Origin of the sequence: Cellulophaga sp. F20128, from assembly GCF_023015805.1 — a bacterium.
Lineage (GTDB): Bacteria > Bacteroidota > Bacteroidia > Flavobacteriales > Flavobacteriaceae > Cellulophaga.
In genome coordinates this window covers 1-26,899 of the sequence record NZ_JALKBA010000012.1, presented here as the reverse complement: position 1 = coordinate 26,899, position 26,899 = coordinate 1, and the positions used below count along the sequence as shown (strand labels likewise).

Below are 26,899 nucleotides of genomic sequence, written 5' to 3'. Positions count from 1 at the left end.
ATTTGGTTTTTTTTATATCTTTAACAAAGATAGACAGTAATTTTATTTTGTATTCTATTCATGTTGTGTAAACACTACAATATAGTTGTGTAAACAGCCAATTGTGTTGTTTGATGTATGCAATATAGAAACTTTCTTTAGAAAAACAAGATAAAAGACATATTTTATCGATGAAATACACTGTTTTTAACAAAATGAAGGGATTATCTTCATTATTTTGTAGTTGTACTACAAAGTCTTTTGTTGTTAAATTTAGGTTGAAAAAAAAGCCGTGTTGTACTTAAGTGTACAACACGGCTTTTAAATTTAGAATAGTGACTTCTAATTACTTAGGGTCAAGAATAAGATTAATTCTTTCTAAGATATCTTGTAAGTGCGCTCTTTTTATTCCTGATGCATTGGAAGAGGCAGATCGTACTAATCGTTGTAGCGTTTTTAATTCTGCTCTAACAACTGCTGTAATATCAGATTGACTGGCATCGTCGTTGGTCATTAAAGACTCCATTTGGTCAATATAAGTACGTTGTAAATTACGTCTGTAGGTGTCAATAGAACGCCCTGTACTTAATTCTTTCCAGACAGCCTTTCTAACATCAGACATCATAGTAGATAACGAATAGGCATCATTACCATATAAGGCTTCACTTTCTATAAGGCGAGCCATTTTAGTCGTGTCAAAAATAGTACTCAAAGTTCTCGATTGTGTGCTTCTAATTCGTGCTATGGCACCTGAGCTTTCTATTTTGTTGAAGATGTTGGTGTCTATTAACCATTCTGGCGTATCAAACAATTCGTCGGATAGGAATTCAATGGCTCTTTTTTGTTTCTCTTTAGCCACATGGGTATACACTGCTCCTTCTTGGTCGTATGTTTTGTAATTTTCATAGACCCCACCAATATTATTGGCAACGTGTCCCATATACCTGTTAAATTGGCTCAGAACTTCACCGTATAATTCATCCAAATCTTCATAAGATTTTCCGTCTTCCGCAGTCCATTCTATTAGGTTTGGCACTATTCTTTTTAGGTTAGCAATACCATAGGCACTTGCCTTCATTGCATCGTCTCCCAAATCTTCAGTTTGCGAACTAGGATCAATAACCCTTCCTTGTTGTCTTCCAAAACGGTACAATGGATCTCCAGCATGTTTTAAAATCCAGCTGTCTAAAGTTTCTTTTTCATCTTTTGCAGATTTGTCTAGTATAGGACGGTATCCCCAATTCACAGAATACTTGTCATATATTCCAATATTTGGCATAAGAGCAACACCTTCATCTCCAGGTTGAGCAATATAGTTAAAACGTGCATAATCCATAATGGAAGGTGCCGTGCCATACTTTGCAGTAAAAGATTTTGATCGTAAAGAATCTACAGGATAAGCAGGACTACTCCCCATATTGTGAGGTAAACCTAAGGTGTGGCCTACTTCATGCGAAGAAACAAAACGAATTAAGCGGCCCATTATTTCAGTCTTAAATTCAACACCTCTTGCTTCTGGGTTAATAGCAGCAGTTTGCACAAAGAACCAGTTGCGCAATAGGGTCATAACATTGTGATACCAGTTAATATCCGATTCTAAAATTTCTCCAGACCTTGGGTCACTTACATGAGGACCGTTTGCATTTGGAATTGGAGAAGCTAAATAACGAACAACCGAATAACGAACATCTTCTGGAGACCAATCTGGATCTTCCTCTTTTGTCGGTGGTGTTTTTGCAACTATTGCATTTTTAAAACCAGCGGCTTCAAAGGCAACTTGCCAATCTTCAATACCTTGCTTAATATACGGAACCCACTCTTCTGGAGTTGCTCTATCTACATAGTAAACAATTTGTTTTTTAGGCTCTACAAGCTCACCATTATTAAATTTTTCGATGTCTTCTTCCTTTACTTCTAATCTCCATCGATCTAAATAAGTAACCGATTTACTTTTTTGTGCACTTAAACCGTAATCTACCTGATTCCGAGCAAACCAACCTACACGCTCGTCAAAATAACGTCGTTTCATGGGCTCTTTGGGTAGTAAGATCATAGAATTGTTAATTTCTATGGTAATAGACCCTAAAGCCGAATTGGAAGGAGGGTTCCCTGCAAAATAGGTTTTTATATGCCTGGCTTCAATATTTAAAGGGTAACTCTTTATGCTTTCAATATAACTTCTGCTTTCATCCAAGCGCGTTGCTTTATATTGTGTTCTAGCACGTTCCGGTAAACCAATTGTTTTTACATCTTTTTCAAAAAAATCACCAATTTCAATGACCGTTGCAGGTGCAAGCGAATCCTTTTTAAAGGCAGCAATATCAAAAGAATATAAAACAGGTTCTAAATTAGAATTTACTACCGCTTCATATACCGGTAATTCTTCATCGGCAACGATACTCGTGGAAATGATACGCAAAAGTACTTTTTTGTCTTTCTTTTCCCAACGCAACATTTGTGTGTTAATTTTGCCACCGCCAAATCCTAAACCGGAAGCAGTTTTAGAAATTCTACTAACCATCAACATTTCTTTGTTGAACAAGGAATCAGGAATCTCATAATAGCGCTTGTCTTCTACTTCGTGCACATTAAATAGACCTTCATCTGTTTTTGCGTCTTTGGTGATTACTTTGTCATACGGTAAAATATCACCTTTTTTTGGCTTTGGAGCAGCAGCTGCTTCAGCCGTTTTTTCGTCTTTCTTACTATTTTTTTTCTTCTTTTTAGATTGTGCTTCCACCGTAGTAAAGGAAGCGACAAGGAAAACGACCAATAATAATTTGGTAAGTAAATTTCTAATCATTTGTGTTTGGTTTATTTTTTTTAAAGTGTTCCACAAATAACTGGAAAAAAACATAAATATATGTTAACAAAATCATAAGAGCGATGCCATAAGCCAAAAGGCGGTATTTTTTAAGCTGCTTAAATTCAGTACATTACTGTAATTTTAACATAAATTAACATTTGGGTCACAAAATCATGCTATTTATTTTGTTTTTGTTAAACCTTAATTTTTTTGTAACAAAAGTGGGTTTTTAAGCGTCCTTTATAATAACAATCAATGCGAACAGCTTAACAATACGTCTTTTGTGTTTTTTGGATTAGTCAATCGAATGGCCGCTGCAATGCAGTGGCTATTCTTTTTTATAAACCATCCACTTTTTAGAAGCTCTGGTGTGGTTTGGTTGGGGCTAAAAGAATAAAGGCATTATAAATTGATACATTAGAATAAGCAAGCCTACAGAGATTAGATTTAGTAGGACACCTACTTTGGCCATTTCACTTATTTTAATAAAACCACTAGCAAAAACGATGGCATTGGGTGGCGTGGCCATTGGAAGCATAAAGGCACAGCTACTAGCAATAGTTACCGGTATTAATACATATAACATGGGTATTTCTAAGCCAATAGCAATCCCAGCCACAATAGGAGCTACTATAGTAATTAAAGCCACATTGCTCATTAATTCTGTCATAAAAAGTACCAGGAATAGTAAGAGCGAAACTGTGAAAAGTATCGGTAGATTGCTAGTAGAAATGATTTCAGCGACCTTATTGACAATACCGGTAGTAGCCATACCATTGGCTAATGCCAAGCCGCCACCAAAAAGAATTAAAATACCCCATGCCAATTTTTCTGTGTCTTGCCACTGTAATATAAAATCTCCTTTTTTTAAATTATAGGGAACTGCAAACAAAGAAATAGCTGCTATCATACTAATTACGGTGTCGGACAATCCTAGATTTGGAAAAATTGAATTGATCAATGTTCTGAAAATCCATAGAAATACAGTAATTCCAAAAATGGTCAATACCATCTTTTCTCTTTTGTTAATAGCTCCTAGTTTGTGGAGTTCCTGTGCTATGATCTCTTTGGATGCAGAAAACTCTAATTGCTTGTTGGGAAACATCCACTTTACCAGCACAAAATAAATAATGATAAGTAAGAGTATGGAAATTGGCAGCCCAATCGTCATCCATTTTAAAAATGATATTTCGATATGGTATTGCTTTTCCAATAAACCAATTAAAACAGAATTGGGTGGTGTTCCAATAATGGTTGCGATTCCACCGGCATTGGCAGAAAAAGCGATGCCAAGCATAACACTAAGTGCAAAGTTTTTGTCACTTTTGGTAAAGCCGTCTTCATCATGTTGCAATAGTTTTATAACGGATACCGCAATAGGAAGCATAACCACTGTACTAGCCGTGTTGCTAATCCACATACTTAGGGAAGCGGTTGCAATCATAAAACCCAAGACCACTTTGTTAGGGGTTGTACCCGTAATTTTTATGATGTTTAAGGCAATTCGTTTGTGTAAGTTTACTTTTTCGAGAGCCAATGCCAATACAAAACCACCAAAAAATAGGAAAATAATTTTACTGCCGTAATTGGCGCCCACATCGTCTATGGGCATTACGTTGAGCAGAGGGAATAGAATAAGAGGTAATAAAGCGCTAACTGATATAGATACAGCCTCAAAAATCCACCAAATAACCATCCATAGGGCCACGGCGATGACCGCATCGCCCTTGGTTGAAAGAAGTGTAACCGGAAAAAATAGCACTGCAAAGAAAGCTAGAGGCCCTAAGATTAATCCTATTTTTTTGCTTAATGCCATCGTTGTAATTAATATAGTATACTATCTGATGCTATTATGGGCATTTTATAATTGCCGTATTCAACAGAAATTTTGTTTGGGTCTAATTTCTTTATGGCTTCTGTACTAACTTTAGAATCGTACAAATATACCGTCTGTAAGCTAGGAATTAAATTTAACTTTTCAAGATTAACATCGGTAAATTGCGTTTTCACCAAATTTATAGATTTTAAATGCTTGCAATTGGCGAGGATTTCAATTTCAGTACCACTAATATTGTTATTGTCTAGTTTTAAGACGGTAACATTTGGGAAGCCCGCCACGGCGGCATAACTAGCATCTGTAATGGCTGTATTTCCTAAATCTAGGATGGCTATTTGTTCTTTTATATCGGATAATACTATAAAATCTTCATCATTAAAGGAGGGTAGGTTAATGCAAGTTACTCTAAGGTAATTGGTGTTTTCGCTTATTTTTTCTACATAAAAGCCTTTGTTGCGAATTCCTTGTAGGATGTTATCTGTTACTTCAGCAACCTCAATATCAGGAAAATCATTGGTTGTATGCACAGGAAAGAAGGCTGATAATAGACTTTTTTTAAGCTGTAATTCTTTTGCTGTTTTTTCAAAATCACTGCCATGGGTTACCCAAAAATCCAATAGGGCTATTTCTTCTTTGCTAAGTTGCGTTTTGTCTTTGGGTGGCATGTGATCTTCATTTTCTTTGGGGAGATGCAAGCGAACCAATAAATCACTTTCAATTGGATTGTTTGCTTTAATAATTTCACCATTTTCTCCCCCAGCTAAAATAGCTTCCGGTGTGTGTAAACGCAGTTCTCCCTTTGCTTTTTTGGAGCCATGGCAGCTTACACATTTGTTATTGAGTATGGGTTGAACAACATCGGCATAGAGTTTAGTGTCTTGCCAATTTTCTTCATCCAAGACAATCTCCTTCTTTTCATTGGTTGCAATCCCTAGTGCTGCTTTGAGTCCGTTAGGCAAGGGTTCGGTTAAGAAATCCTCGCCATGAGTAATATTGCCGCCCAAATGACCGGTTGCTGAAATTAGCGCAAACATTAGAATAGAAAATACCATGGTAGGTACCCGCTTAAAAAATGCAATCGTAAACTTGTCTTGTAGTTTTAAGTAAACCAAAAATGAGAAAACAGTAGTGGTTATTCCGATCCATAAATGAAATTTAATGGTATCAAAAGCATACCCTTCATTGAGGTAAAGCAAGTAACCACTAATACAAGTGAAAACACCGATAATACCACCCCATAAAAAAGCGAAGGAAATGGGTTTTGTATAGTCTTTTTGCTTGCGATCAAGAAACAAAAAAAGCAACCCGAAAATAATAAAACCTATTGGTAAATGTACGAGCAAGGGATGCAAACGACCTAGTAATTGCGTAATGACTTCCATATGAATTTTTACTGAATTTTTAGGCGCTCTTTAATGGCATTCATAATAAATACATTGGCCTTCCATTGGTCTGCAACGGGTACTTTTGTGTACGGTAAGGTTGGCATATAATTGGGTGGGCCAAATTCTGTCGTAATTGTATAAACGGCATGCCCTTCTTTCCATTTTTTTAAGATTATTTCCTCCCAAATGTCTAAATGTCTATCTAAAGCACCTTTCCATTCAGGGGCTTCAGGATCATTTACTTGGGGGCTTTCTGCATGACCAACCCTAGCGTGTATGTGCTCAGATCTGTGTATTACTTCTTGTAATTCTTTTTCTTTTCCTTGCAATAGAGATTCATGGACCACCATCCAGTGACTAATGTCTAAGGTTAATTTTAAATCAGGAATTAAGGATAGGTATTTTTGAGTTTCGGGCAAGCTATAGCTAAAGCGACCCCGATGCGTTTCATGATATACTGGAATTCCGTGCTTTTTACTGATTTTATTTGCAGCGTCTATAAAAGCCTTGTTTTGTGCTGTAGTAAAAAAATCACTCCCTGTATGGCAATTTACAGCTACAGGTTTCCATTCCAATATAGCTTCTAGTTTCTGTGAATAATTTTTGAGACTTTCGTTGAAGGTTGTGCCTTTAGAGGTGCCGTGTAAAAAAATGATGGCCAGTTTGTGTTTTTCAAGGGCATTTTTTAATTCATTTTGACTATCCGCTCCATTGGGCATCCAAACTTCAATACCGTCATAACCAGATGCTTTTGCTTTTTGGCAAAATTGATCCCAGCCTAATGAGCTACCCCAATTGGTTTGAAAAAACTGTACTTTGTTCTGTGATTTTGCAGGGGTAATTACTGCAATAAAAATAATAAACACTAACGTATATAATCTCATTCTAAATTTTTGTTTAAGCTAATATTTCTCTAATTACTTCCCCTTCAACATCTGTTAATCGAAACGGCCTACCTTGAAAATCATAGGTAAATTGCTCATGGTTAAAGCCTAATAAATGCATCATTGTAGCATGTACATCATGTACAGAGACCCTGCCTTCTACGGGATTGAAACCAATTTCATCTGTTTGTCCGTAAGAAACACCACCTTTAACTCCGCCTCCGGCCATCCACATTGTAAATGCATCACCGTGGTGATCGCGCCCCTTAAATGCCATTTCTTTTCCTTCTCTGTTTTCTTGCATCGGAGTTCTTCCAAATTCGCCTCCCCAAACCACCAAGGTATCTTCTAACAATCCTCTTTGTTTTAAATCTAAAATTAAGGCGGTTACGGGTCTATCCATTTCTTTACATTTATTTCTAAAGCCTAAATCAATCGCAGTTTGGTGTCCTGTGCCATGGCTGTCCCAACCCCAATCAAAAAGCTGTACATAACGAACGCCATCTTCTACCAATTTACGCGCCAAAAGGCAGTTGTTGGCAAGGGACTCCTTCCCGGGTTCTACACCGTACATTTCTTTGATATGTTCCGGTTCGTCATTGATATTCATTACTTCTGGAACAGCAATTTGCATGCGGTATGCCATTTCATACTGGTTAATCCTAGCTAGAATTTCAGGATCGGTATATTTTGTATATTCTTCTTTATTGATATTGTTAATAGCATCAATGGTTTTCTTTTTGATGTCTCTAGTTGCCCCATCTGGATCGTCTAGGTAAAGTACAGGGTCTCCTTTAGATCTACATTGTACACCTTGGTATACGGAGGGTAAAAATCCGCTTCCCCATACACTCTTTCCAGCATCCGGGGTTTTGCCACCTGATGTTAAGACCACAAAACCAGGTAAGTTTTGATTTTCAGAACCTAACCCATAAGTTGCCCAAGCACCAACACTTGGTCTTCCTAATCTAGGAGATCCGGTATGCATAAATAATTGAGCAGGACCGTGATTAAATTGATCTGTATGTACGGCCTTAAGGAGTGCAACATCATCCACAATTTTTTTAAAATGAGGAATGTAATCTGAAACCCATTGTCCAGACTGACCTTCTCTTTTAAAATTTGCTTGTTGCCCTAAAAGTTTGGGAGTGCCGCGAATAAAAGCAAATTTTTTACCTTCAATAAAAGATTGAGGAACAGCCTGATTGTGTAATTTTGTGAGCTGAGGTTTGTAATCAAATAACTCCAATTGAGACGGTGCACCCGCCATGTGTATATGTATCACAGATTTAGCCTTGGGTGAAAATGGTGGCGCCAACGGAGCCAAAGGATTTAAACTCCTATTGTTCATGCCTAAATTAGGCGCAACACTTTTGCCAAAAGGATCACAGCCCATAAATAGAGAACCTAAGGCCAAGCCGCCCATCCCGGTAACACAGTTTTTTATAAAGTGCCGTCGTGTTTTTGTTTGTATTTCCTTGTCTAGCTTTTCTTTTATCAGTTTTTCTATATTGTCCATAGCTATGATTTGGTTAAAAACTCATCTAAATTCATAATAGCATTTGCAACAACCGTAAGGGCTGCTAGATTTGCATTCGGATCTTTTTCAAAAGGGAGGAATTTCTTTGTAGCCGTTGCATCATTGCTGAATTCTGTAAAGGCATCAGTGTATAATTCTTCTAAAATTTGTAAGGTCGTTGGTCTAATATTTGAATACAAGGCTTTGTGATATCCAATTGTGATACCCTTGGAAGTGTTGTTCTCAGTATCCATATACTTGGCCAAATGATAGGCCGTTTCTAAATATACAGGGTCATTTAGGGTAACCAAGGCTTGTAACGGTGTGTTGGTAATGGTTCTTCTAACCGTGGAAACTTCTCGGCTTCCTGCATCAAAAGTAATAAATGAAGGGTATGGACTTGTTCTTTTTAAAAAGGTATAAATACCTCTTCTAAATTTGTCTTCACCTTTACTAGTAGTCCAACTTTCACCGCTATATACAGTTTGCCATACGCCAGTAGGCTGTGGAGGCATAACACCAGGACCATACATTTTAGCACTCAATAAACCAGAAATGGCTAAGGCCTGATCTCTAATTTGTTCAGCGCCAAGTCGTATTCTCGGACCTCTTGCATACAATTCGTTATGAGGATCCAATTCATTTAATTCCGGACTACTTAATGAACTTTGTCTATAAGTACCCGATAACACGATATCTTTAACTAGTTTTTTTATACTCCAATTGTGTTCGTTCATGAGGCGTAGGGATAACCAATCTAATAATTCTGGGTGCGATGGTGCATCTGATTGTGACCCCATATCTTCTAAAGAAGCAACTATGCCAACTCCGTAAATCTGGTGCCATACTCTATTTACAACTGTTCTTGCTGTTAATGGATTTTCTTTACTTACCATCCATTTCGCTAATCCCAACCGGTCTTTTGGCCATTCTTTTTTCCAAGGATTTAATACAACCGGTGTTGCTGGTTGAACTGTATCTGCTTTCATTAGCCAATTGCCACGTTCAAAAACTTGTGTGGTACGCTCCATGTAATCGGGATTTTCAACCATGATAGGAACCGTGGTTGTTGGCGAGTTAATCATGGTGAGGAAAGCCGTGTTTATTTCCTCATAACCAGGGGCATCTTTTCCTGGTAAATCTCTTATAAAACCTAGTAAGCTAATGCTACTCGTATTTGCTTGTGGTGGTAGTTTATCATTCTTGGCTTCAAAGTATAAATTCACCTTTTCCTTGGTTTTTTTGAAAGGAAACTTGTGTATTGTATTGCCGCTTTTATTGATGGTAAATTCAGATAATAGCTCACCATTTTCATTATCTTCTTTTATGGTCATTTTTGTGCCATCATAGGAAGCCCAATATTTTAGATAAATAGAACTTGCTTCATTGGTTGTGATATCCTTAATTACACAAGAGCCATTATTCCACAAGGCTAAATATTTGCCATCTGCTAACTGTCCATTTTTGAAATTAGAAGCCCTATGAGTTTGGTACATTGGATGTGAGTACAGCAGAAAATCATGATACTCCTTGGCGAGCTTTTTATCGCCGTATTTTGCGACCCAAGCGTTTATTTTGTCAACCTCTTTTTGTTGCTTTTCTGTGTAAAATTTTAGCACAGGCACTTCATCTGGAGTATCTTCATCCATGGAATTGTTAAAGAATGCCATTAATTTATAGTATTCTTCATTTTTAAAGGGGTCGTACGTATGGCTATGACATTGCACACACCCAATGGTTGTACTCTGCCAAACTTCAAAGGTGGTATTTACCCGGTCTATCACAGTGGCTACCCTAAACTCTTCATCATCTGTGCCTCCCTCATCATTGTTCATTGTATTTCTGTGAAAGGCTGTCGCAATGAGTTGATCTATAGATGGATCTGGCAATAAATCGCCTGCCAATTGCTCTATAGTAAATTGGTCATAGGGCATGTCTTTATTTAAAGATTGAATCACCCAATCTCGATATTTCCACATAGATCTAGAGCCATCTTTCTCATACCCTTTGGTGTCTGCATAACGGGCTAAATCTAACCACCATGTTGCCCATTTTTCACCGTATGATTCCTTAGATAACAAAGTGTCTACCATGGCTTCATAAGATATTGCACCTTGCATCCAAGTATTAAAAAGGTTTTCGCTTGGTGGTAGGCCGGTAATATCTAAAGCTAGTCGGCGTATTAGGACCTCTTTCTCTGCTTGTTTGTTTGGTTGTAGGTTGTTGGCTTCTAATTTTTCTAAAATAAATTTGTCGATATCATTTTTAATAAATGAAGACTCACTTGATGATGAAAACCCAGCTTCTTCTGTGGTATTAGGTACTTTTACTTTTTCTGGTAAACTGTAGGCCCAATGTTTGCCCCATTGTGCACCTTGGTCTACCCAACGTGTTAGCAAATCTATTTCTTCGTCTGAGAGTTTTGCTTTTTCATAGGGCATTCTAAGTTCTGGATCTTTCTCTTTTAGCCGCTGAATAAAAGAACTTTTCTCTGCATTGCCAGGGATTATGGCGGGGTGGCCAGATTCTGTATTGGCAAATGCTTCTTCTTCAAACAAAAAACTTAAACCGGCACTCTTTTTAACCCCCCCGTGACAGGTAATACAATGCTTGTTTAAGATGGGTTTAATTTGGAGACTATAATCTACTTTTTCTTCTGGTTTAAGGGATTGCCATACAGCTGCTATTAAAATAATAGCGAGTAACAAGAGCGAAGCCGTAATTGCCTTTTTTTTCATTTTATACACTTCATTATATCTAAAAATAGATGTATTAAGTTCTAAAGATATGATAATTGTATAGAGATACAAACGAACTTTAATGCAACTTTAGTGCAACATTTTTTTTAATAAAATAGCACCAAAAAAAAGGAGGTGACATTTTCATGTCACCTCCTTTTTTAATAGGTTCCCAATTCTAGTTAGGATAGTAGTTCAACAAATAACCCTTCTTCGGTTTTGTAAACTTTGGCTGCATTATTTTTAGTTAGCTCCTTAATGGTTTTATCCCATTTTTTATTGCTTAAGCCCGACTTCAATTTTAAATCGTTTAAATCCAATTTTCCAGATGTTTTTAAAATATCTAGTACAGCTTTGCCCTCTTCACTTAAGGCAGCCGCCTTGCGCTCTGGTCTCATTTGTGGGAAGAAAAGCACTTCTTGAATCGATTGGTTGTTTGTTAAGAACATAATTAATCGGTCCATTCCAATCCCCATTCCAGAGGTTGGAGGCATTCCGTATTCTAGCGCACGTAAAAAATCGTTATCGATAAATTCGGTGGCTTCATCATCTCCTTTTTGAGCTAATTTTAATTGGTGCTCAAAACGTTCTCTTTGGTCAATAGGGTCGTTGAGTTCAGAATATGCATTTGCAATTTCTTTTCCGCAAACCATCAATTCAAAGCGTTCTGTTAATTCAGGATTATCTCTATGTTCTTTACAAAGCGGACTCATTTCTTTTGGATAATCTGTAATAAAGGTAGGTTGTATATAGTTTCCTTCACATTTTTCACCAAAAATCTCATCAATAAGCTTGCCTTTCCCCATTGTTTCGTCAACTTCTATGCCCATACCTTTAGCGGCATCTCTTATTTCAGCTTCCGTTTTTCCTGCAATATCAAATCCAGTGAAATGCTGAATAGAATCTGCCATAGTTACCCGAGCATAAGGAGGCTTAAAACTAATTGTATGTTCCCCAAAAGTTGCTTCACTTGTTCCGTTAACAGCAATAGCACAATGTTCTAGTAAATGCTCACAGAAATCCATCATCCAATTGTAATCTTTGTAGGCCACATAGATTTCCATCGCTGTAAACTCTGGATTGTGCGTTTTGTCCATCCCTTCGTTTCTAAAGTTCTTAGAAAACTCATATACACCATCAAACCCACCAACAATTAAACGCTTTAAATACAATTCGTTTGCAATTCTCATGTACAAGGGAATATCCAAACTATTGTGATGCGTAATAAACGGTCTGGCTGCGGCACCACCCGGAATTGGTTGTAAAATGGGTGTTTCAACTTCAAAATAACCAGCGTTATTGAAAAAGTCTCGCATGGCATTAAACAACTTAGTTCGTTTTACAAACACCTCTTTTACATGCGGGTTTACCACTAAATCTGCATACCTACGACGGTAACGCATCTCTGGATCGTTAAATTCATCAAACACTTTGCCATCGGCATCAACCTTTGGTAAAGGTAAAGGGCGTAGCGATTTACTCAATAAGGTAAAGTTTTTTACCATTACTGTTTTTTCACCCACCTGTGTGGTAAACAATTGGCCTTCAATACCAATAATATCACCTATATCTAATAACTTTTTGTACACATCATTGTACAATGTTTTATCTTCTTCCGTACATATTTCATCACGGTTAAAGTAAACTTGAATTCTACCTTCACTATCTTGTAGTTCAGCAAAGGATGCTTTTCCTTGAATTCTGCGCGACATTAATCGTCCAGAAATAACCACCTGTTTCCCCTCCTCATAATTCTCCTTAACTTGTTTTGAGGTTGTATTTACTGGATAAAGGTCTGCTGGATATGGGTTTATTCCCATTTCTCTTAGCTTGCCTAATTTTTCCCTTCTGATGATTTCTTGTTCCGAAAGCTGCATAAATCTATATTAAGGCTGCAAATATAGTTACAATGTGCTAATCTTTCAACTGTGAAAGGATAATTGGAGTTAAACGTTCCACAAATTTTTTATAGGCAAGACCAGATGGGTGCAAACCATCGTTGGCAACCAAGTCTTTTTCGCTTAACCCCCTACGTGTTATGTCGGTTATATTTATAAAAGTAACTCCTTGCTGTGTCGCTATTTCTTTGGCAAAGGCGTTGTACGCATCCAATTCTTTTGATATGATTTCTCTGTTTTGGCTGCTGCCAAAGGGAGTATAGGCATAGTCTGGTATGGAAATAACAACTACATGGCTGGTATTGTTGTTGGCTAATTTTAATGCAGTATTCAATAGTTCAGGAAATTCTTTTTCGTATTGTGAAAAAGGCCTTCCTTGAAATTGATTGTTTACGCCAATAAGCAAGGTCACCAAATCATAAGTAGGTAAAGTGGTATTTAAATTTACGGCTCTTTGTAAATCATCGGTCCGCCATCCATTGGTGGCAATGGTGGTTAGGTTTACTTCTGTGGTAAGTGCTATCTTCAATTTTTTGGCTAATTGATAGGGATAACTCTCTTCATAGGTAACACTAGTGCCAATGGTATAGCTATCTCCCAATGCCAAATAATTAAAGGATATATAATTGGGATAGTTGGCTGTTGTAGTATTGTTTGTATTTGGAGGATTGTATGGCTCGCTTTGAGGCCCATTGTTTGTGACCTGATTCTCAAACAGCTTGTTTTCCATCTGATCTTGCGTGCTGCAAGAAACAAAGAAATAGAATAGTGCTAGCGAATAGGAAGTGATCATTTGTTTTGATTTCATATACTATTTACGCAAATAGATGCGTGTGGGTTCTAAAAGATAAAAAAAATTAACTTAAAGTAGTAACAAAGTCCTAGTTGAAGCGTCTTATGAGCACATCAATTAAATAATTAATCAATCAAATATGAGTTTTTGGAGAGTAGTTTTAGCTATATTTTGTCCCCCGTTGGCAGTAATTGGTAAGGGTTGTGGGTCTATATTTATAGTTTTTCTGTTATGGCTATGTGGTTGGGTTCCTGGTACAATTGCAGCGTTGATCATATTGAATAATCCAGACAGATAATTGTATCTTTGCAGAATGAATAAAGAAGTAATTCTGGAAAATTTAGGACTAAGGGATTATAAAGAAACTTGGGATTACCAAGAACTTCTTTTTAAGGATACCGTAGCCATTAAAATTAAGAATAGGAGAGAGGATACCGGGTTAAAAACACCAAATCATTTTCTTTTTGTGGAACATCCGCACGTCTATACCTTGGGTAAAAGCGGTGATATGTCTAATTTGCTTATAGATGAGGTTCAACTTTCTAAGAAAGGGGCAACATTCTATAAGATAAATAGAGGAGGGGACATTACCTATCATGGACCTGGGCAAATTGTAGGGTACCCAATTTTAGATTTGGATAATTTTTTCACAGATATTCATAAGTACCTACGGCTACTTGAAGAAATGGTGATTCTTACCTTGGCCGATTACGGTTTAAAAGCAGAACGATCTAAAGGAGAAACCGGGGTTTGGTTAGATGTTGGCACCCCCTTTGCACGCAAAATATGCGCACTCGGCGTTCGGGCAAGTAGGTGGGTTACCATGCATGGTTTTGCACTAAATGTGAATACAGATTTAGGGTATTTTGATTTAATGATCCCATGTGGTATTAAAGACAAAGCCGTTACCTCTTTAAATGTAGAGCTAGGTAAAAAAGAAGTAAACGAAAGTGAAGTGCAGGAACGACTAGTCAAGCATTTTAGTACACTGTTTAAAGCTTCAATTGTGGTAAAACAGACTAAGGACTAATTTTCAAATTTGGTGAGAATGCTTTTGTTGATGCGTTTTCCAGATTTATTGTAATCCTCGCTTTTTACCATTCCAACACCTTTTGCCAGCCATTGTTTGTGATTGATTGTTTTTTTCATACCCATTTTTAACTCGGTATCATAGGTTAGGATAATACAGTCAAAAGTGCCTGCTGGGGTTGTAATTTTTTCTTTGCCTACTACCTTCCTATTCATCATTTTTACAAATAACTTCATTTTTATTGGTCCAGAATTTATAACCATATCCATAGATGCATCTGGTAAAGTTTGACCTGTGGTTAAATGATTGGGCAAGTCTATATTAGTTCCAGTTATTTCAAGTTCCATATCCTTGTACTGCTCTAACATTTGGCTGTCTATCATGGATTTAAAATCGATGCTAACACCATCTCCATTGCACAGTACATCATATTCGCTATTGAGAACAAAGTCTCCTTTATTATCATACACTTCAGAGGTTAAGGTCGCTTTATTTTCTGAAACCTCAGTGACCGTATAATTTACAACGACTTCCTTTTTATCTTTTTTGTCATAAATAGTTATTTCAGATTTTACGTCAGCTTTAAAGGGGTAATAGCTGCTGCAATCTCCTTGTGCCATTAGAGAATTTGAAGTAAAGATTAAAAGTAAAAAACCGAAAGCGTATTTTTTCATAAGGATATATTTTAAGATTATATAGCGCAATTATTGTTCGTTTTCTATTGGTTTTTCTTTTTCAGATGAATTATCTTCTTCTTTTTCTGTAGTGCCTAATAGCAATTCCTTGGTGGTTTTTATACTGTACTTTAAGGCCTTTTTAGCTCTGTTTATCTGAAGTGTTGCCTTGGCTTGCTTTAATACACTTAAACCATCCAAATCAGCAAGTATATCTGGTGCACTTTCACTTAAATTGGTGATATTAGTTAAGGCATCTTCTAAGATATCTACATCTTCATCCTCTAGTGGAGTTTCTGTTTTGGCATAGGCATCATACTTGTATACCTTGTCGTATAAATTAAAAGATTCGCCTACAAAATTGTCGACACTAGAAATCCCTAAAGTACTTTTTGGTCTGTTTATTTTCTTGGTTTGTGCATTTAGCTGTACGGATGAAATTAGGAGACAAACACAGAGGCAAAACATGGTTAACATGCTTTTTTTTGAGGTGGGTACAACTAGAAATAAGGAGTGGTTTTTTACAATCATTTTCATTGGTCATAGTGTGAAAATAAATATACATAAAAAAACGTACTTCAGAAGTAAGTGTGTGTAAAAGGTTGAAAATGATGTGTTAATGGTTTAATACAATCTATAAACAATAATGGAATTGTCTAAATCTTTTGATACCAATTCTAATTTTTTATCGTTGTCCATATCCGAAAGATTAATGATGGAGCTACCAAATACTGGGAAATTCTGAATGGGTTTGGCGTTGCTGTCAAATAAATAAATTTTCTGATTTTGTAGGTCAGTAACGCTTATGTAAATTTTGTCATTAATGTAAAATATTCGAGGTTTGGTATAGACACCCACCTCAAGTGTTACTTTTTCACCTTTTATTGTTAAACTGTTTTCATTCATTAAAACCAAAGTATTGCTTGTGGCATCAAATCCATGGTCTTTATTGCTGTTAAATTTTGTTTGCGTGGTTTTTCCGTTTAATGCAATTTGATGCAAAGTACCCTCTTTATCCGTTATGGAAAATTTGTTTTTATAAAGCTTGACTTCATTGGTAGAGAAATCTATTTTTTTAGTTGTTTTTATACGGTCTTTACCCGTTCGGTTTAAAATCTTTAGGTCTCCATTTTCTAAAACAAATGTGATATAATCTTTATTGTTGGTTCTAAAATGTTCTGGTTTCTGAATCACTGCGCTATTTGCTTGGGTGTAGGTAAATCCTGTTACAATTTTAGCCTTGTTGTTGTACATGTAAATTTTTTGCCCTTGAGTAATTACAAACCTATAATCTTTGTTATTTTCGTAATCAAAGACGGCAAGGGGGTTTAAGTTTCCGCCATCATATTTTAGTGTAAAAGGTTCAACTTTTTCACCATTTCTATCTAGAATTAAAAACTGATTGTTGGTGGTAAAAGCCAATTGTAACTTTCCATTTTTATAAATATCTACCTGGGCTATGTCGCCTTGAACTCTGCCTTCCAACTGCTTTTTCCAAATTACTTTTCCAGTTGTTGATATTAAATAGAGCTGATTTTCAGTATCCTGAACTACAATTTCTTTTTTGTTGGTTCTGTGGTTTAGTACAAACTGCGGATTTGTAGCAAGGTCGTTATCTAACTGTACTGTAAAGATAGAAGAGGTGGTATTGCTTTTGTTTTCTTTCTTCGTTTTTTGAATAGTTAGTGCAGTGTGATAGAAATTGTTGTCGGCCACCATTTGACCCGCAATGAAATAATCAGAAACGGAAACGGATTTAAAATCACTGGAAAAATTTTCTGGCAGGCTTCTGCTTAAATCGTTTTTTAGTTGCTTTGAATTAATGTAAAGCACTGAAGATTCGTTGGCAATAGTTTCTTTTGCAGAGGTATAGATTGCCGTTTTGTTAAAGGTGGTGTCGTTTTTGTAGCTGCTAATAATTTTTTGAAGCGTTTCTATATCTTCAGAAAAGAGAAAGGCGTTGCCTATGATGGTGTAATGGTTCGATTCAAAATTGTTTAGGATTGGACTAAATTTTTCAGTTAAGAGGTCGTTCTTTGCGAGGGTTGTAATTTGATTTCCATTGAAATTGGTTTCAGATTTTGAGTGGGTATTCAAGTATTCATAGATATTGTCAGATCCGTACGTTTGTAACATTACGGCCCTTTTATCCTCGAGGTATATAATTCCAATTTCTTCAACCGTATTAAAAATAGTGTCTAACGCCTGGTTTGATTGAAGTAGCTTTTTTCTATTTTTTGCAAAAATTGAATAATCATTAAAGGTATACGAAAGTATGCCTTCAGCAGTATCAGGCGCATATTCTTGAATGGTATTGGTTATTGCCGTTGTATTTTTAAATAGATTTATAACGCTTGGTAAAGAGTCATTAACCAGACTAATACCTGTTAGGTTTAACTGAGATTGTTTGGTATTTAAGTCTAGGGATACCCAATTACTTATAAAATTTGTATTGATAGAATCATTTGAACTATAGCTGTTAGATAAAAGTTTGCTCTTAGTAGTGTTTATAAAAAGCGTTCCAGATTTAGAAGTGTTGGCTGTATTGTATAATTTTTTAAGGACCCAATCTTCCTCATGTTTTTCAGTACCTAAAACGGCTGCAATTAAAATTTTAGAAGTGCTAATTATAAAGTGGTTGTCTATAGCTGTACAATAGTAAATGGTGTTGTCTACTGTTAATTCATAAAAGGAAGTATTGTTATAGGTGATTTGTTTCTTTTCGGTTGTAATACTGTCTAATCTAGTGTTAAAAAGCAAGGAGTCTTTGGTGATAAAGTATAGGTCTAATGCCGTACTGTCTGTGGTGCTAAACGCTAAAATGCTTTTAGAAGCAGGAGCGATGTGTTTAAGAATGTTGGTTTTCGTTTTTATTTCCTCATACGCCTTAGTTGCTTTAAAGCTACTTAGAAAAGCATTGTTTTTAATTTCACTTTGTACACTATTAAAATCATTAATTTTCAGTAATGCGGTCGTGTTTTTAGGAAGGTAGTCTAATAAGGAGGATTCCGTTTTTATATCCGGAGCACAAGCTACGGCCAATAAAGACAGGATACCTGTTACAATTCTTAATTTCATAAAGGTTAACTTTACTTACAAAGTTATAGTATTTTATTAATTATATGCTCAATTTTAATTGTTCAGGGAGTAGCCTAAAGCTTTTTCTGTGGTATTTGGTAATTCCATATTTCCGAATAGCCTCTCGGTGCTCTTTAGTTGGGTACCCCTTGTTCTTTTTCCAGTTGTACATGGGGAATTCCAAATGAATCTTTTCCATATAAGCATCCCTTGAGGTTTTGGCTAAAATAGAGGCAGCAGCAATACTCATAAATTTAGAATCCCCTTTTATAATACACTCGTGTGAAATGTCTTTATAGGGCTTAAATTTGTTGCCGTCTACTATGATAAATTCTGGAGTGAATTCTAGTTTTGCGATACTTTTATGCATGGCGAGTATGGACGCATTTAAAATATTTATTTCATCTATTTTAGTAGGGTATACATGGGCAACACCAAAGCAAATAGCGACACTTTCTAGAATGGGTTTTAATAGGTCTCGTTTTTTTTCTGAAAGCTGTTTGGAATCGTTGAGAATATTGTTTTTAAAATTTTCGGGTAATATAATGGCAGCAGCAGTTACCGGGCCTGCAAGACACCCTCTTCCGGCTTCATCAGTGCCGGCTTCATTTATACAGTTGAGATAGTTTGTGAGCACGTGTAATTTTGGAATATTATTAAATCTAAGTCAATATCGACAGTTAATTGGGTTAACCTACTTTAAATTCAAAAGTTTCTGATGAAGATGTATTGTTTTTACTGTCAATTGTAATTACTTTCCAATAGTAGATAACACCAGATGATATTGTTGCTTCTATAGAAGTTTCTGTCGTTTGGCCTATGCTTGTAAGCGTTGTTTTTGAAGTTCCAAAAAACACTTCATATTCCGTAATATCATTGTCCACATCACTACCTGTCCACCTTAAAGAAACCGTAGTAGCATTGGCAATTGTTGATCCCCGAAGGGGGCTTAATACATCAGCAGGAAATGGAGCGTAGTTAGTTACCCCAGATCCCTGGTTGTAAAATTTCCAAATACTACTTGATGCTGTTTCTGATGTTCCGTTTCCTTTAGAGATGACAAACCACTCAAAGGGAGTTCCCCGCTCTATGGTAAAACTTTCGTTTGTAGTTGTCACTGTTTTTCTTTGGACACCTCCTGTAGCTAGGTTTTTTAGGTTTACTTCATAGGTATCTGTGTTTTCAGATGTATTCCAACGGAATTCAACTGTGCTCTCAGAAGTACTTATAACAGTGCCTTCAGTACATTCACTGTTGTTGTTCGGAAACACAAGTGTGGTTGCTTTTGGCGAGGTAACTGGCGTTGGAGTAGGGGTTTCTCCGCTAGTATCATCACCTCCGCCTCCGCAAGATGTTAATAAAAATGCGCTGATACCTATTAGGTTATATAGAATGGTCTTCATTTTTTATTATTTTCTAATGATCTTGTAGGTTAGTAATGTTTGCTTTGTCTTGATATTCAAGATATAAATGCCTTTGGATAAGGAATCCACATTAAATTGAACGACTCCATTAGGTGTCGGGAAATCTTTTCTAAAAACCCGGGAACCTTGTACAGTAAATAAGGAAATTTCAACTTTATCATTGGCTAATTTCCCTAATTGAATCGTTAAATCACCACTAGAAACAGGATTGGGGTAAATAAATATGTCTGAACTAGAGATAATTGTTTCCTCGTATAAACCTTGGCAGTCTTTATCTGTTGTTATAAGGATGTTGTTTTCTATTTTTTCGAGTGGAACAGTAAATTCATTCCTTGTTGTGGTAAATATTTTGTCATTTACTTGGATCGTATATGAGTTTCCTCCGGATAGGCTATAGGTTACTTTGTTGGCAACAGAATTTACTTTAGAAGAAACAGATAGTGCCTCGGGTTCTGAAATTGATATGGTGGTACAGTTTTCGTAATCATTTTCTCCTTCAACTGTTATACAAACGGTATATGTTCCAAAAGCTAAATTGTCAAAAGAAGTGTTGGTTGTAAATGCTTTTGTTTCAACTTTTGGTCCGCTCATAGTAGCCGTGTAATTATAGGTGGTGGCCTCCGCTGTAATTTGTATGCTTCCATTGTTACTAGAAATACAAGTTTCGTCGGTTGTTAAAATCCTAAAATTAGAAACGGGAAGAGAGAAAACAGCACATCCATTTACATCAACAACAGCATTAGACTCGGTATTTAGACATAAATCGACATCATTTAGAACCCCGTCATTGTCACCGTCATTATCACATACATTCCCAATCCCATCATTGTCATCATCAGCTTGGTCCGTATTAGGGATAAGGCTGCAATTGTCAATTGTATCTAAAACACCATCGTTGTCATCATCTGTATCACAAACATCACCTATACCATCTCCGTCCGTATCTAACTGATCCGCATTTGCAATGGTAGGGCAGTTATCATCAACATCTAAAATGCCATCGTTGTCATCATCTTCATCATCTTGTTCTCCTTGAATAACAAAATCGTCAATAACGATTCCTTCTTGAGTCACAGCCGCGTCTGAATGAAATACAATCCTAAAAACAACACTAGTTTCAATGGCTAAATTAGGTTCTCCTGCCGCCGCATTGGCTATAAAATCATAAGCGTATTCTGCAAGTGTGGTATTGGTTCCCGTCCATTGTGCTCCAGGGCAATTTTGGCAATCATCATCAGCTCCAGAGCTTGCATTGGTCCTGTTGCTAGTATACCAATTGGGTTGACTATCTATATTACCCAACACTGTCCAATCCGTTCCCTCATTAGTAGAGTATTCAACATAGGTAATATCCCAATTGGCTTCCAGGTCATAGGCCATTTTAAATTTTAATATTGGATTGGTAATCGTAGATAAATTGTAACAATGACTAATTAAGAACGCTTTCGTATTATTTGGGTGTTCACCTGAAAGATTGGTGGCATATGCTTGTGTTCCAGTGGCGGTAGTATTTAAAAGTGTTCCGGAAGGGGTTCCTTTTTCCCACAATAATTCCTGACTAGACTCATTAAAAGTGAGTAATTCGTCTTCATTGGCTTCAAAAGTATTTACAAGGCCTCCTGGACCTTCTTTGTTTATGTATACAAGAGTAGATTCATTATTGTTGTTGCTAAATGTATCATTCATTATGTTTGCCTCTACATTTAGAGTTGCTTTACCAAAAACTGTAGTAATTAGGTTGGGTAAAATAATGGAAATAGTCTCATTTGAATTGAGTGTTCCATTCCAAACAAAGCTTTCGTTTGTATTGTTTAAGCCGTAGTTCAGGGTGATTTCGGTAATAGGATTTGTGCCTAAATTTTTAACCTCTGCTACCGGACTTAACTCCCCGCAAACAATAGAATTTACCTTTGGAGATATGGAGTTTAAGCTAATCTCATTTGCGATTTCTTTTGTAGGAATTGGAGATTGCCAAACACTTCTGCCGTATGTGGCCGCCGTAATTACGTTGCTATTTAGATTAATATCGAGGTCCCCAATTGCCACACTAGGCAAATTCGTGTAATACTCTTCCCATTCGGTTAGGGTGTCGTCCAATCTATAAACGCCCAAACTGGTGCCCACATAAATGGGATTGTCTTCGTGGAGTCCTTGGTGTGCTATGCTAAAAAAGGCTTGATTTGTAGGGAGGTTTAAAGTGATATCTTCTTGGGTTATATTGCTGCCATCTGATGTAATTTTAAAAATGCCCCGTGAGGTTGGCTGCTGATTTAAGGAGGTTCCAACCCTATTGGATGTAGTAACATACACAATATTGCTGTCTGAAACATTTATAGCGAGATCAGAAATCACAGAAGATAAGGTTTGGTAGTCAAAAAAAGAGACACCGCCATCCGTACTCTTGTAAATTGAAGTTCCATTTACGGCAAAGATTATATTAGAATTATTAGGGTCAATCTCTAGGTCATCGATGTTTCCTGACCCAATGTTTTCCGATAATTTGGTCCATTTGGTGCCTTCTAGTTTATAGAGAGCATCAAAGCCAGCAAAAACTTCTCCCTCACTGTTAATGGCAAGCGGAGTGATCCAATTGCCTTGGATGTTTTCGTCTGAAGAATTTTTCGGAGGACCAAGTTGCCCAATAGTTTCACCTGAGTTTGTAGAAATGTTTAAAGATCCTCCATATTGAGTAAATCCGTAAACTAAATTGTTGTTGTTTGGATCTATCACATTGTCCATACCGTCACCCCCATGGTAATTATTCCATTGGTTGTTGTTAAAAACATTTCCTCCATTATCTTGTAAGCCCCCAATCATTTTAGATGCGTCATCTTCTGCAACAGATATTCTGTAAAATTGCCCAATAGACATCCCATTACTTACATCCTCAAAAGTAAAACCATTATCAGAGGATACATAAAGTCCGCCATCACTACCACAGAATAACTTACCATTAAACATTTTTAAGGTGTGTATATCTGCATGGGTATATGCATTTGTTTTCTGATTCCAATTGTTTCGTCTGCTAAAGGCTTTACCTCCATTGGTGCTTTTCCAAATATTTAAACATCCCACAAAGACGACATTTGGGTCCGTTGTAGAAATCTCAATAGCTAAGTCGAACCAAGCTTGGTCCGATTCTAAAATATCTGTTTCATTAGAAGTTCTTTCAAAAGTAAGGCCGCTATCGGTAGACTTGTATATCCCTTGGTACGAGTAATTTGTTGCGGCACTTAGTATATAAATCATTTCTGGGTCGGCAGGAGTAACCCCTATAACAAGTCTGCCTGAAGAAGCTGGTAAACCAGTGCTTGTAGATAAAAATGAATTTCCACTATCGGTAGATTTGTAAAAGTTGTTTGAAGAAACAGCATATACTATTGCGCTATTTCCTGGTTTTAATTTAAAATCTGTAATATTTCCTGTTTGTTTAATTTCCCATGTATCTCCTGCATCCAAAGAGCGGTATAGCCCTTTGTTAGATCCTACCCAAATGGTATTGCTGTTGGCTGGGTCTATAGTGATTTCATTGGTTAAAAAACTGTTGTTTACACTTGGGCTATTGGGATTGAGACCGGTTTCATTCCAAGTGTTACCGCCGTCAAGGGATTTAAAAACTCCAATACTGTAAGAATCTGCGGCATCATCATCCCCTGTAGAGATATAGATTATATTGGAATTATTTGGGTCTATAGCGATGCCCGAAACTCCGGTCTGTGGAAAATTTGAAAAGAGATTTACCCAATTCATTCCTGCGTTTGTAGATTTCCATAAACCTCCTGCTGGTGGCCCTGCATACCAGGTGTTTTCGTTGTTTGGATCTACGGTAATGGCATTAATTCTCCCTGCCCCAGGGAGTCTGCCAGGGTAGGCATTGCTAGTAGATGGACCAACGGTAGACCATGAACTAGTAGGGTTTACTGTTTTTCCTGCTCTATTTTCCTTGTCCTTCCATGCTTGCCATAATTCTTTTGAAGAGGGTATGATACCATTCTCATTTGTAAAGTGTATCCAATAATTACGCCACCTCATAAAAGGCTTGTGTCCGCTACCTTTTGCGTTTTTATCTCTGTTTTTCCAATAGTTGTCAAAAGATGCAGTGATGTCTTCAATAGAGTAGGCGTTTTCCGAAGTTTTAGAAGTTGACTTGTTCGTTTCCTTTGCTAGGCTGCTCATCCAAGGAGCAGATTCATTAAATTGAGCGTAGGAGAATGTCGTTGCCAATATGAAAAATAAAAGTAATTTTTTTGTCATTCAGGATATGTTAATCGCGTTATTGTTTGCGTAAAAATGTAACGATATAAAAGTTCAATGTTAAATTTAACACAATTTTTATTTGATAAAAATACGAACTTCATCTGAAATGTTTCGCTTATAAGAATTAAATTTATAGATATGGGTATAGATATAGTAGTTATATTTAAGTGATGGAGCTGGTTGTCTAGATGTTCAGTTGTTCCATTCAGCCTGAATTTAAAAGCCTTTATAATAAACCTAACAAAACTTTCACAGAATAATTAAACGCAAAAAATTACCTTTGTCTTAGATTTGTTTTAAATGAGATATATTTTAGTTGTTTTTTTAGTATGGAACTCTGTTGTCTTTGCACAAGATTCCATTCCGCCAATAAAGCCTATGAAGCCTGTTAAGCAAAAGTTACAGGGTGGTAAAACAAAGGATAGTGTTCGTATTGAAGATTATAAAATAATTTCATACAAAAGGGATACTGTTTTTTTAGATACAACACTAAGTCTTAAAAAGGAATACAACTATAATTACCTGAGAACTGATGGTTTTGAAACAATGCCATTTGCCAACATAGGTAAACCTGTCAATAATTTGGGTGTAGATTTTAATGCAGTAAGTATGTATCCATCCATTGGAGCAAAGGCATTGCATGCCAATTACAAAGAATTGCAGGATATGAGGTATTATAATGTGCCTACGCCGCTAACGGAATTAATGTTTAAAACAACAATGGGTAAGGGGCAGTTGTTAGATGCTTTATTAACTTTTAATACATCGCGCCAACTTAACTTTGCAATTGGCTATAAGGGGTTTCGGTCTTTGGGTAAATACAACTATGACCAGGCGGAGTCGGGTAATTTTATAGTTTCAACCAATTACAAAACTAAGAATGCTAAATATCAAATGATGGGGCATATTGCATCTCAAGATATTACGTTTGAAGAGAATGGAGGCTTGTCTAATAAAGAAGAGCAATTTGAATTGGGTGACCCTGAGTTTAAAAATAGAGATCGCATAGATTTGATGTTTCAAGATGCTAGTACGGTTGTATCAGGGAAACGATATTTTTTAGATCACCACTATGAACTCGTGGGAAAAGCAAAAGATTCTGCCAGTATTATTGCTACCTCTATAGTATTAGGGCATCAGTTTACGTATGAGACTAAGTATTCCCAATTTAGACAGGCATCGGAGAATGCTTATTTTGGAAATTCTTTTTTATCAGAAACACATGATAAGGCGAACTTAAAAACTACCTACAATCAATTAAATGCAACCTTTGACAATACCCTACTGGGTACTTTAAAGGGGTATATCGGCTTTTATAAGTATCACTATTATTTTAATAGTGTATTAATTACGCCAACAGGAACAATTGGCAATCAGTTGAGCGGCAATGAGATTTCTTTGGGGGCAACCTATAAGAAAAGAATAGGAGCTTTTAACTTGGCAGGTGAAGCGGCTTATAATCTGTCTGGAGATTTGGGGGGTAGTTTGGTGAATGCAGAAGCGAGTTATCAATTTAGGAATAAGCACAATTTTACGTTTGCAATCCATAACGAGTCCAAGATGCCAAACTTTAATTATTTGTTGCATCAGAGTAATTATGAAAACTACAATTGGAATACAACAGCTGCCTTTAAAAAGCAAACTGTAAATAGTTTGATGTTTCAATATCGTTCTGACCTTATTGGAGGTTTGTCTTTAAAGTATACAAGTTTAGGTAAGTACACCTATTTTGCTTCTGAAGCCACGCAAGAACAAATAGATGCGGGACAAGAAAATGCATTTATTAAACCTTATCAAGAAGGGGATGCTGTTGGATATATGAAGTTAAAGTATAACAAAGAGTTTAAAAAAGGGGCCTTTGCATTAGATAATACGATCATGTATCAAGATGTTTCCCAAACAAATAATGTACTCAATGTGCCACAGTTTGTAACGAGAAATACCTTGTATTTTTCAAAAACTATTTTTAAAGGAGCTATGTTTCTGCAAACTGGCGTTACCTTTAAGTACTTTACTGCCTATCATATGAATGCGTATAACCCTGCATTAGGCGAGTTTTATGCACAGGATAAAGAAAAGTTGGGAGGGTATCCAATGTTCGATTTCTTTATCAATGGTAAGGTAAAGCAAACTCGCATATATCTAAAGGCAGAACATTTTAATTCTTCATTTACGGGCTACAACTATTACGCGGCGCCAAATTACCCCTATCGTGATTTTGTAATCCGTTTTGGACTTGTATGGAACTTCTTTTCCTAACTGCTAGGCTGTATTATAGAGGTTGCGTCTAATTCAACACCCTTTTCTATTCAATAGGTATATATATTAGGTATATATATAGGGTAGCTTAGTAATTTTTTTAGGGGTAGAAGTACGCTCTAAAAGAGATACAAGGCAAGCGAAAGCTATGATATAGTTCACAGCTTCGGTTGAGGTATCAAAAATCAACAAAAAAGATCCGTTTTAAGTGACTGATAAATAGGGTGGTAAATAAGCCGCTAGAAATTAATTTCAAAAAAGATTTAAAAAGGGTTGTTAGAAACAAAAAGGGGTGTATATTTGCACCCGCTAACAGGAAAACGCAGGGTTTTAAAAGT

General features: G+C 36.5%; 17 protein-coding genes. 3 read left to right on the top strand and 14 right to left on the bottom strand.

The window, feature by feature from the left end; genetic code table 11:
* Window positions 1-325: 325 nt before the first annotated feature.
* The 8 genes from MWU65_RS12135 to MWU65_RS12100 form a co-directional block, all read right to left on the bottom strand.
* Window positions 326-2,782: a zinc-dependent metalloprotease gene (locus MWU65_RS12135; protein WP_247078291.1), complete on the bottom strand. Its 2,457-nt coding sequence runs from the start codon at window positions 2,780-2,782 to the stop codon at window positions 326-328.
* 388 nt (window positions 2,783-3,170) lie between these two features.
* Window positions 3,171-4,601 (bottom strand): DASS family sodium-coupled anion symporter, encoded by a 1,431-nt coding sequence (locus MWU65_RS12130; protein ID WP_247078290.1) that lies wholly within the window; start codon window positions 4,599-4,601, stop codon window positions 3,171-3,173.
* Window positions 4,602-4,609: 8 nt separating this feature from the next.
* Complete coding sequence (locus tag MWU65_RS12125; protein WP_247078288.1) at window positions 4,610-6,004, bottom strand: c-type cytochrome domain-containing protein; 1,395 nt, start codon at window positions 6,002-6,004, stop codon at window positions 4,610-4,612.
* Window positions 6,005-6,012: 8 nt separating this feature from the next.
* Window positions 6,013-6,891, bottom strand: a complete 879-nt coding sequence (locus MWU65_RS12120) for a sugar phosphate isomerase/epimerase (protein WP_247078287.1) — start codon at window positions 6,889-6,891, stop codon at window positions 6,013-6,015.
* Between the two features lie 13 nt (window positions 6,892-6,904).
* Entirely contained in the window at window positions 6,905-8,410 is a 1,506-nt protein-coding gene (locus MWU65_RS12115; RefSeq protein WP_247078286.1) for a DUF1501 domain-containing protein, read from the bottom strand.
* 2 nt (window positions 8,411-8,412) lie between these two features.
* Window positions 8,413-11,148 carry a PSD1 and planctomycete cytochrome C domain-containing protein gene (locus MWU65_RS12110; RefSeq protein ID WP_247078285.1) on the bottom strand — a complete coding sequence of 912 codons (2,736 nt, stop codon included), beginning with the start codon at window positions 11,146-11,148 and terminating at the stop codon, window positions 8,413-8,415.
* A 182-nt stretch (window positions 11,149-11,330) separates the two neighbouring features.
* Complete coding sequence (lysS, locus tag MWU65_RS12105; protein ID WP_247078284.1) at window positions 11,331-13,025, bottom strand: lysine--tRNA ligase; 1,695 nt, start codon at window positions 13,023-13,025, stop codon at window positions 11,331-11,333.
* A gap of 37 nt (window positions 13,026-13,062) precedes the next feature.
* A complete protein-coding gene (locus MWU65_RS12100) occupies window positions 13,063-13,854 on the bottom strand; it encodes an SGNH/GDSL hydrolase family protein (RefSeq protein ID WP_247078283.1) in 792 nt (263 codons plus the stop codon).
* 124 nt (window positions 13,855-13,978) lie between these two features.
* Here MWU65_RS12100 and MWU65_RS12095 point away from each other — a divergent pair, with 124 nt between their 5' ends.
* Complete coding sequence (locus MWU65_RS12095; RefSeq protein ID WP_247078281.1) at window positions 13,979-14,137, top strand: YqaE/Pmp3 family membrane protein; 159 nt, start codon at window positions 13,979-13,981, stop codon at window positions 14,135-14,137.
* A gap of 15 nt (window positions 14,138-14,152) precedes the next feature.
* Window positions 14,153-14,869, top strand: coding sequence for a lipoyl(octanoyl) transferase LipB (lipB, locus tag MWU65_RS12090; protein WP_247078279.1), 717 nt, complete (start codon window positions 14,153-14,155; stop codon window positions 14,867-14,869).
* Here the strand turns inward: lipB and MWU65_RS12085 are convergent.
* The 6 genes from MWU65_RS12085 to MWU65_RS12060 all read right to left on the bottom strand — a co-directional run bounded on the left by MWU65_RS12085 (window position 14,866) and on the right by MWU65_RS12060 (window position 24,299).
* Window positions 14,866-15,543 carry a DUF3108 domain-containing protein gene (locus MWU65_RS12085; protein WP_247078277.1) on the bottom strand — a complete coding sequence of 226 codons (678 nt, stop codon included), beginning with the start codon at window positions 15,541-15,543 and terminating at the stop codon, window positions 14,866-14,868. The two genes, lipB and MWU65_RS12085, sit on opposite strands and share 4 nt — an antisense overlap.
* 30 nt (window positions 15,544-15,573) lie before the next feature.
* Window positions 15,574-16,080, bottom strand: coding sequence for a hypothetical protein (locus MWU65_RS12080; RefSeq protein WP_247078275.1), 507 nt, complete (start codon window positions 16,078-16,080; stop codon window positions 15,574-15,576).
* Between the two features lie 87 nt (window positions 16,081-16,167).
* Complete coding sequence (locus tag MWU65_RS12075) at window positions 16,168-18,621, bottom strand: ribonuclease HII (protein ID WP_247078273.1); 2,454 nt, start codon at window positions 18,619-18,621, stop codon at window positions 16,168-16,170.
* Window positions 18,622-18,661: 40 nt separating this feature from the next.
* Window positions 18,662-19,258 (bottom strand): ribonuclease HII, encoded by a 597-nt coding sequence (locus tag MWU65_RS12070; RefSeq protein WP_247078271.1) that lies wholly within the window; start codon window positions 19,256-19,258, stop codon window positions 18,662-18,664.
* 52 nt (window positions 19,259-19,310) lie between these two features.
* A complete protein-coding gene (locus MWU65_RS12065) occupies window positions 19,311-20,024 on the bottom strand; it encodes a hypothetical protein (RefSeq protein ID WP_247078270.1) in 714 nt (237 codons plus the stop codon).
* A gap of 6 nt (window positions 20,025-20,030) precedes the next feature.
* Window positions 20,031-24,299, bottom strand: a complete 4,269-nt coding sequence (locus MWU65_RS12060; protein ID WP_247078269.1) for a thrombospondin type 3 repeat-containing protein — start codon at window positions 24,297-24,299, stop codon at window positions 20,031-20,033.
* 303 nt (window positions 24,300-24,602) lie between these two features.
* On the opposite strand from MWU65_RS12060, the gene MWU65_RS12055 reads away from it, so the two are divergent.
* Entirely contained in the window at window positions 24,603-26,561 is a 1,959-nt protein-coding gene (locus MWU65_RS12055) for a putative porin (protein ID WP_247078268.1), read from the top strand.
* Window positions 26,562-26,899 lie beyond the last annotated feature (338 nt).

Coding starts and splice junctions, on each gene's coding strand:
- MWU65_RS12100 (WP_247078283.1), bottom strand. CDS start 13,854: ATGAAATCAAAACAAATGATCACTTCCTATTCGCTAGCACTATTCTAT.
- MWU65_RS12055 (WP_247078268.1), top strand. CDS start 24,603: ATGAGATATATTTTAGTTGTTTTTTTAGTATGGAACTCTGTTGTCTTT.
- MWU65_RS12125 (WP_247078288.1), bottom strand. CDS start 6,004: ATGGAAGTCATTACGCAATTACTAGGTCGTTTGCATCCCTTGCTCGTA.
- MWU65_RS12115 (WP_247078286.1), bottom strand. CDS start 8,410: ATGGACAATATAGAAAAACTGATAAAAGAAAAGCTAGACAAGGAAATA.
- MWU65_RS12085 (WP_247078277.1), bottom strand. CDS start 15,543: ATGAAAAAATACGCTTTCGGTTTTTTACTTTTAATCTTTACTTCAAAT.
- MWU65_RS12075 (WP_247078273.1), bottom strand. CDS start 18,621: ATGAAATTAAGAATTGTAACAGGTATCCTGTCTTTATTGGCCGTAGCT.
- lipB (WP_247078279.1), top strand. CDS start 14,153: ATGAATAAAGAAGTAATTCTGGAAAATTTAGGACTAAGGGATTATAAA.
- lysS (WP_247078284.1), bottom strand. CDS start 13,025: ATGCAGCTTTCGGAACAAGAAATCATCAGAAGGGAAAAATTAGGCAAG.
- MWU65_RS12110 (WP_247078285.1), bottom strand. CDS start 11,148: ATGAAAAAAAAGGCAATTACGGCTTCGCTCTTGTTACTCGCTATTATT.
- MWU65_RS12060 (WP_247078269.1), bottom strand. CDS start 24,299: ATGACAAAAAAATTACTTTTATTTTTCATATTGGCAACGACATTCTCC.
- MWU65_RS12130 (WP_247078290.1), bottom strand. CDS start 4,601: ATGGCATTAAGCAAAAAAATAGGATTAATCTTAGGGCCTCTAGCTTTC.
- MWU65_RS12120 (WP_247078287.1), bottom strand. CDS start 6,891: ATGAGATTATATACGTTAGTGTTTATTATTTTTATTGCAGTAATTACC.
- MWU65_RS12135 (WP_247078291.1), bottom strand. CDS start 2,782: ATGATTAGAAATTTACTTACCAAATTATTATTGGTCGTTTTCCTTGTC.
- MWU65_RS12065 (WP_247078270.1), bottom strand. CDS start 20,024: ATGAAGACCATTCTATATAACCTAATAGGTATCAGCGCATTTTTATTA.
- MWU65_RS12080 (WP_247078275.1), bottom strand. CDS start 16,080: ATGAAAATGATTGTAAAAAACCACTCCTTATTTCTAGTTGTACCCACC.
- MWU65_RS12095 (WP_247078281.1), top strand. CDS start 13,979: ATGAGTTTTTGGAGAGTAGTTTTAGCTATATTTTGTCCCCCGTTGGCA.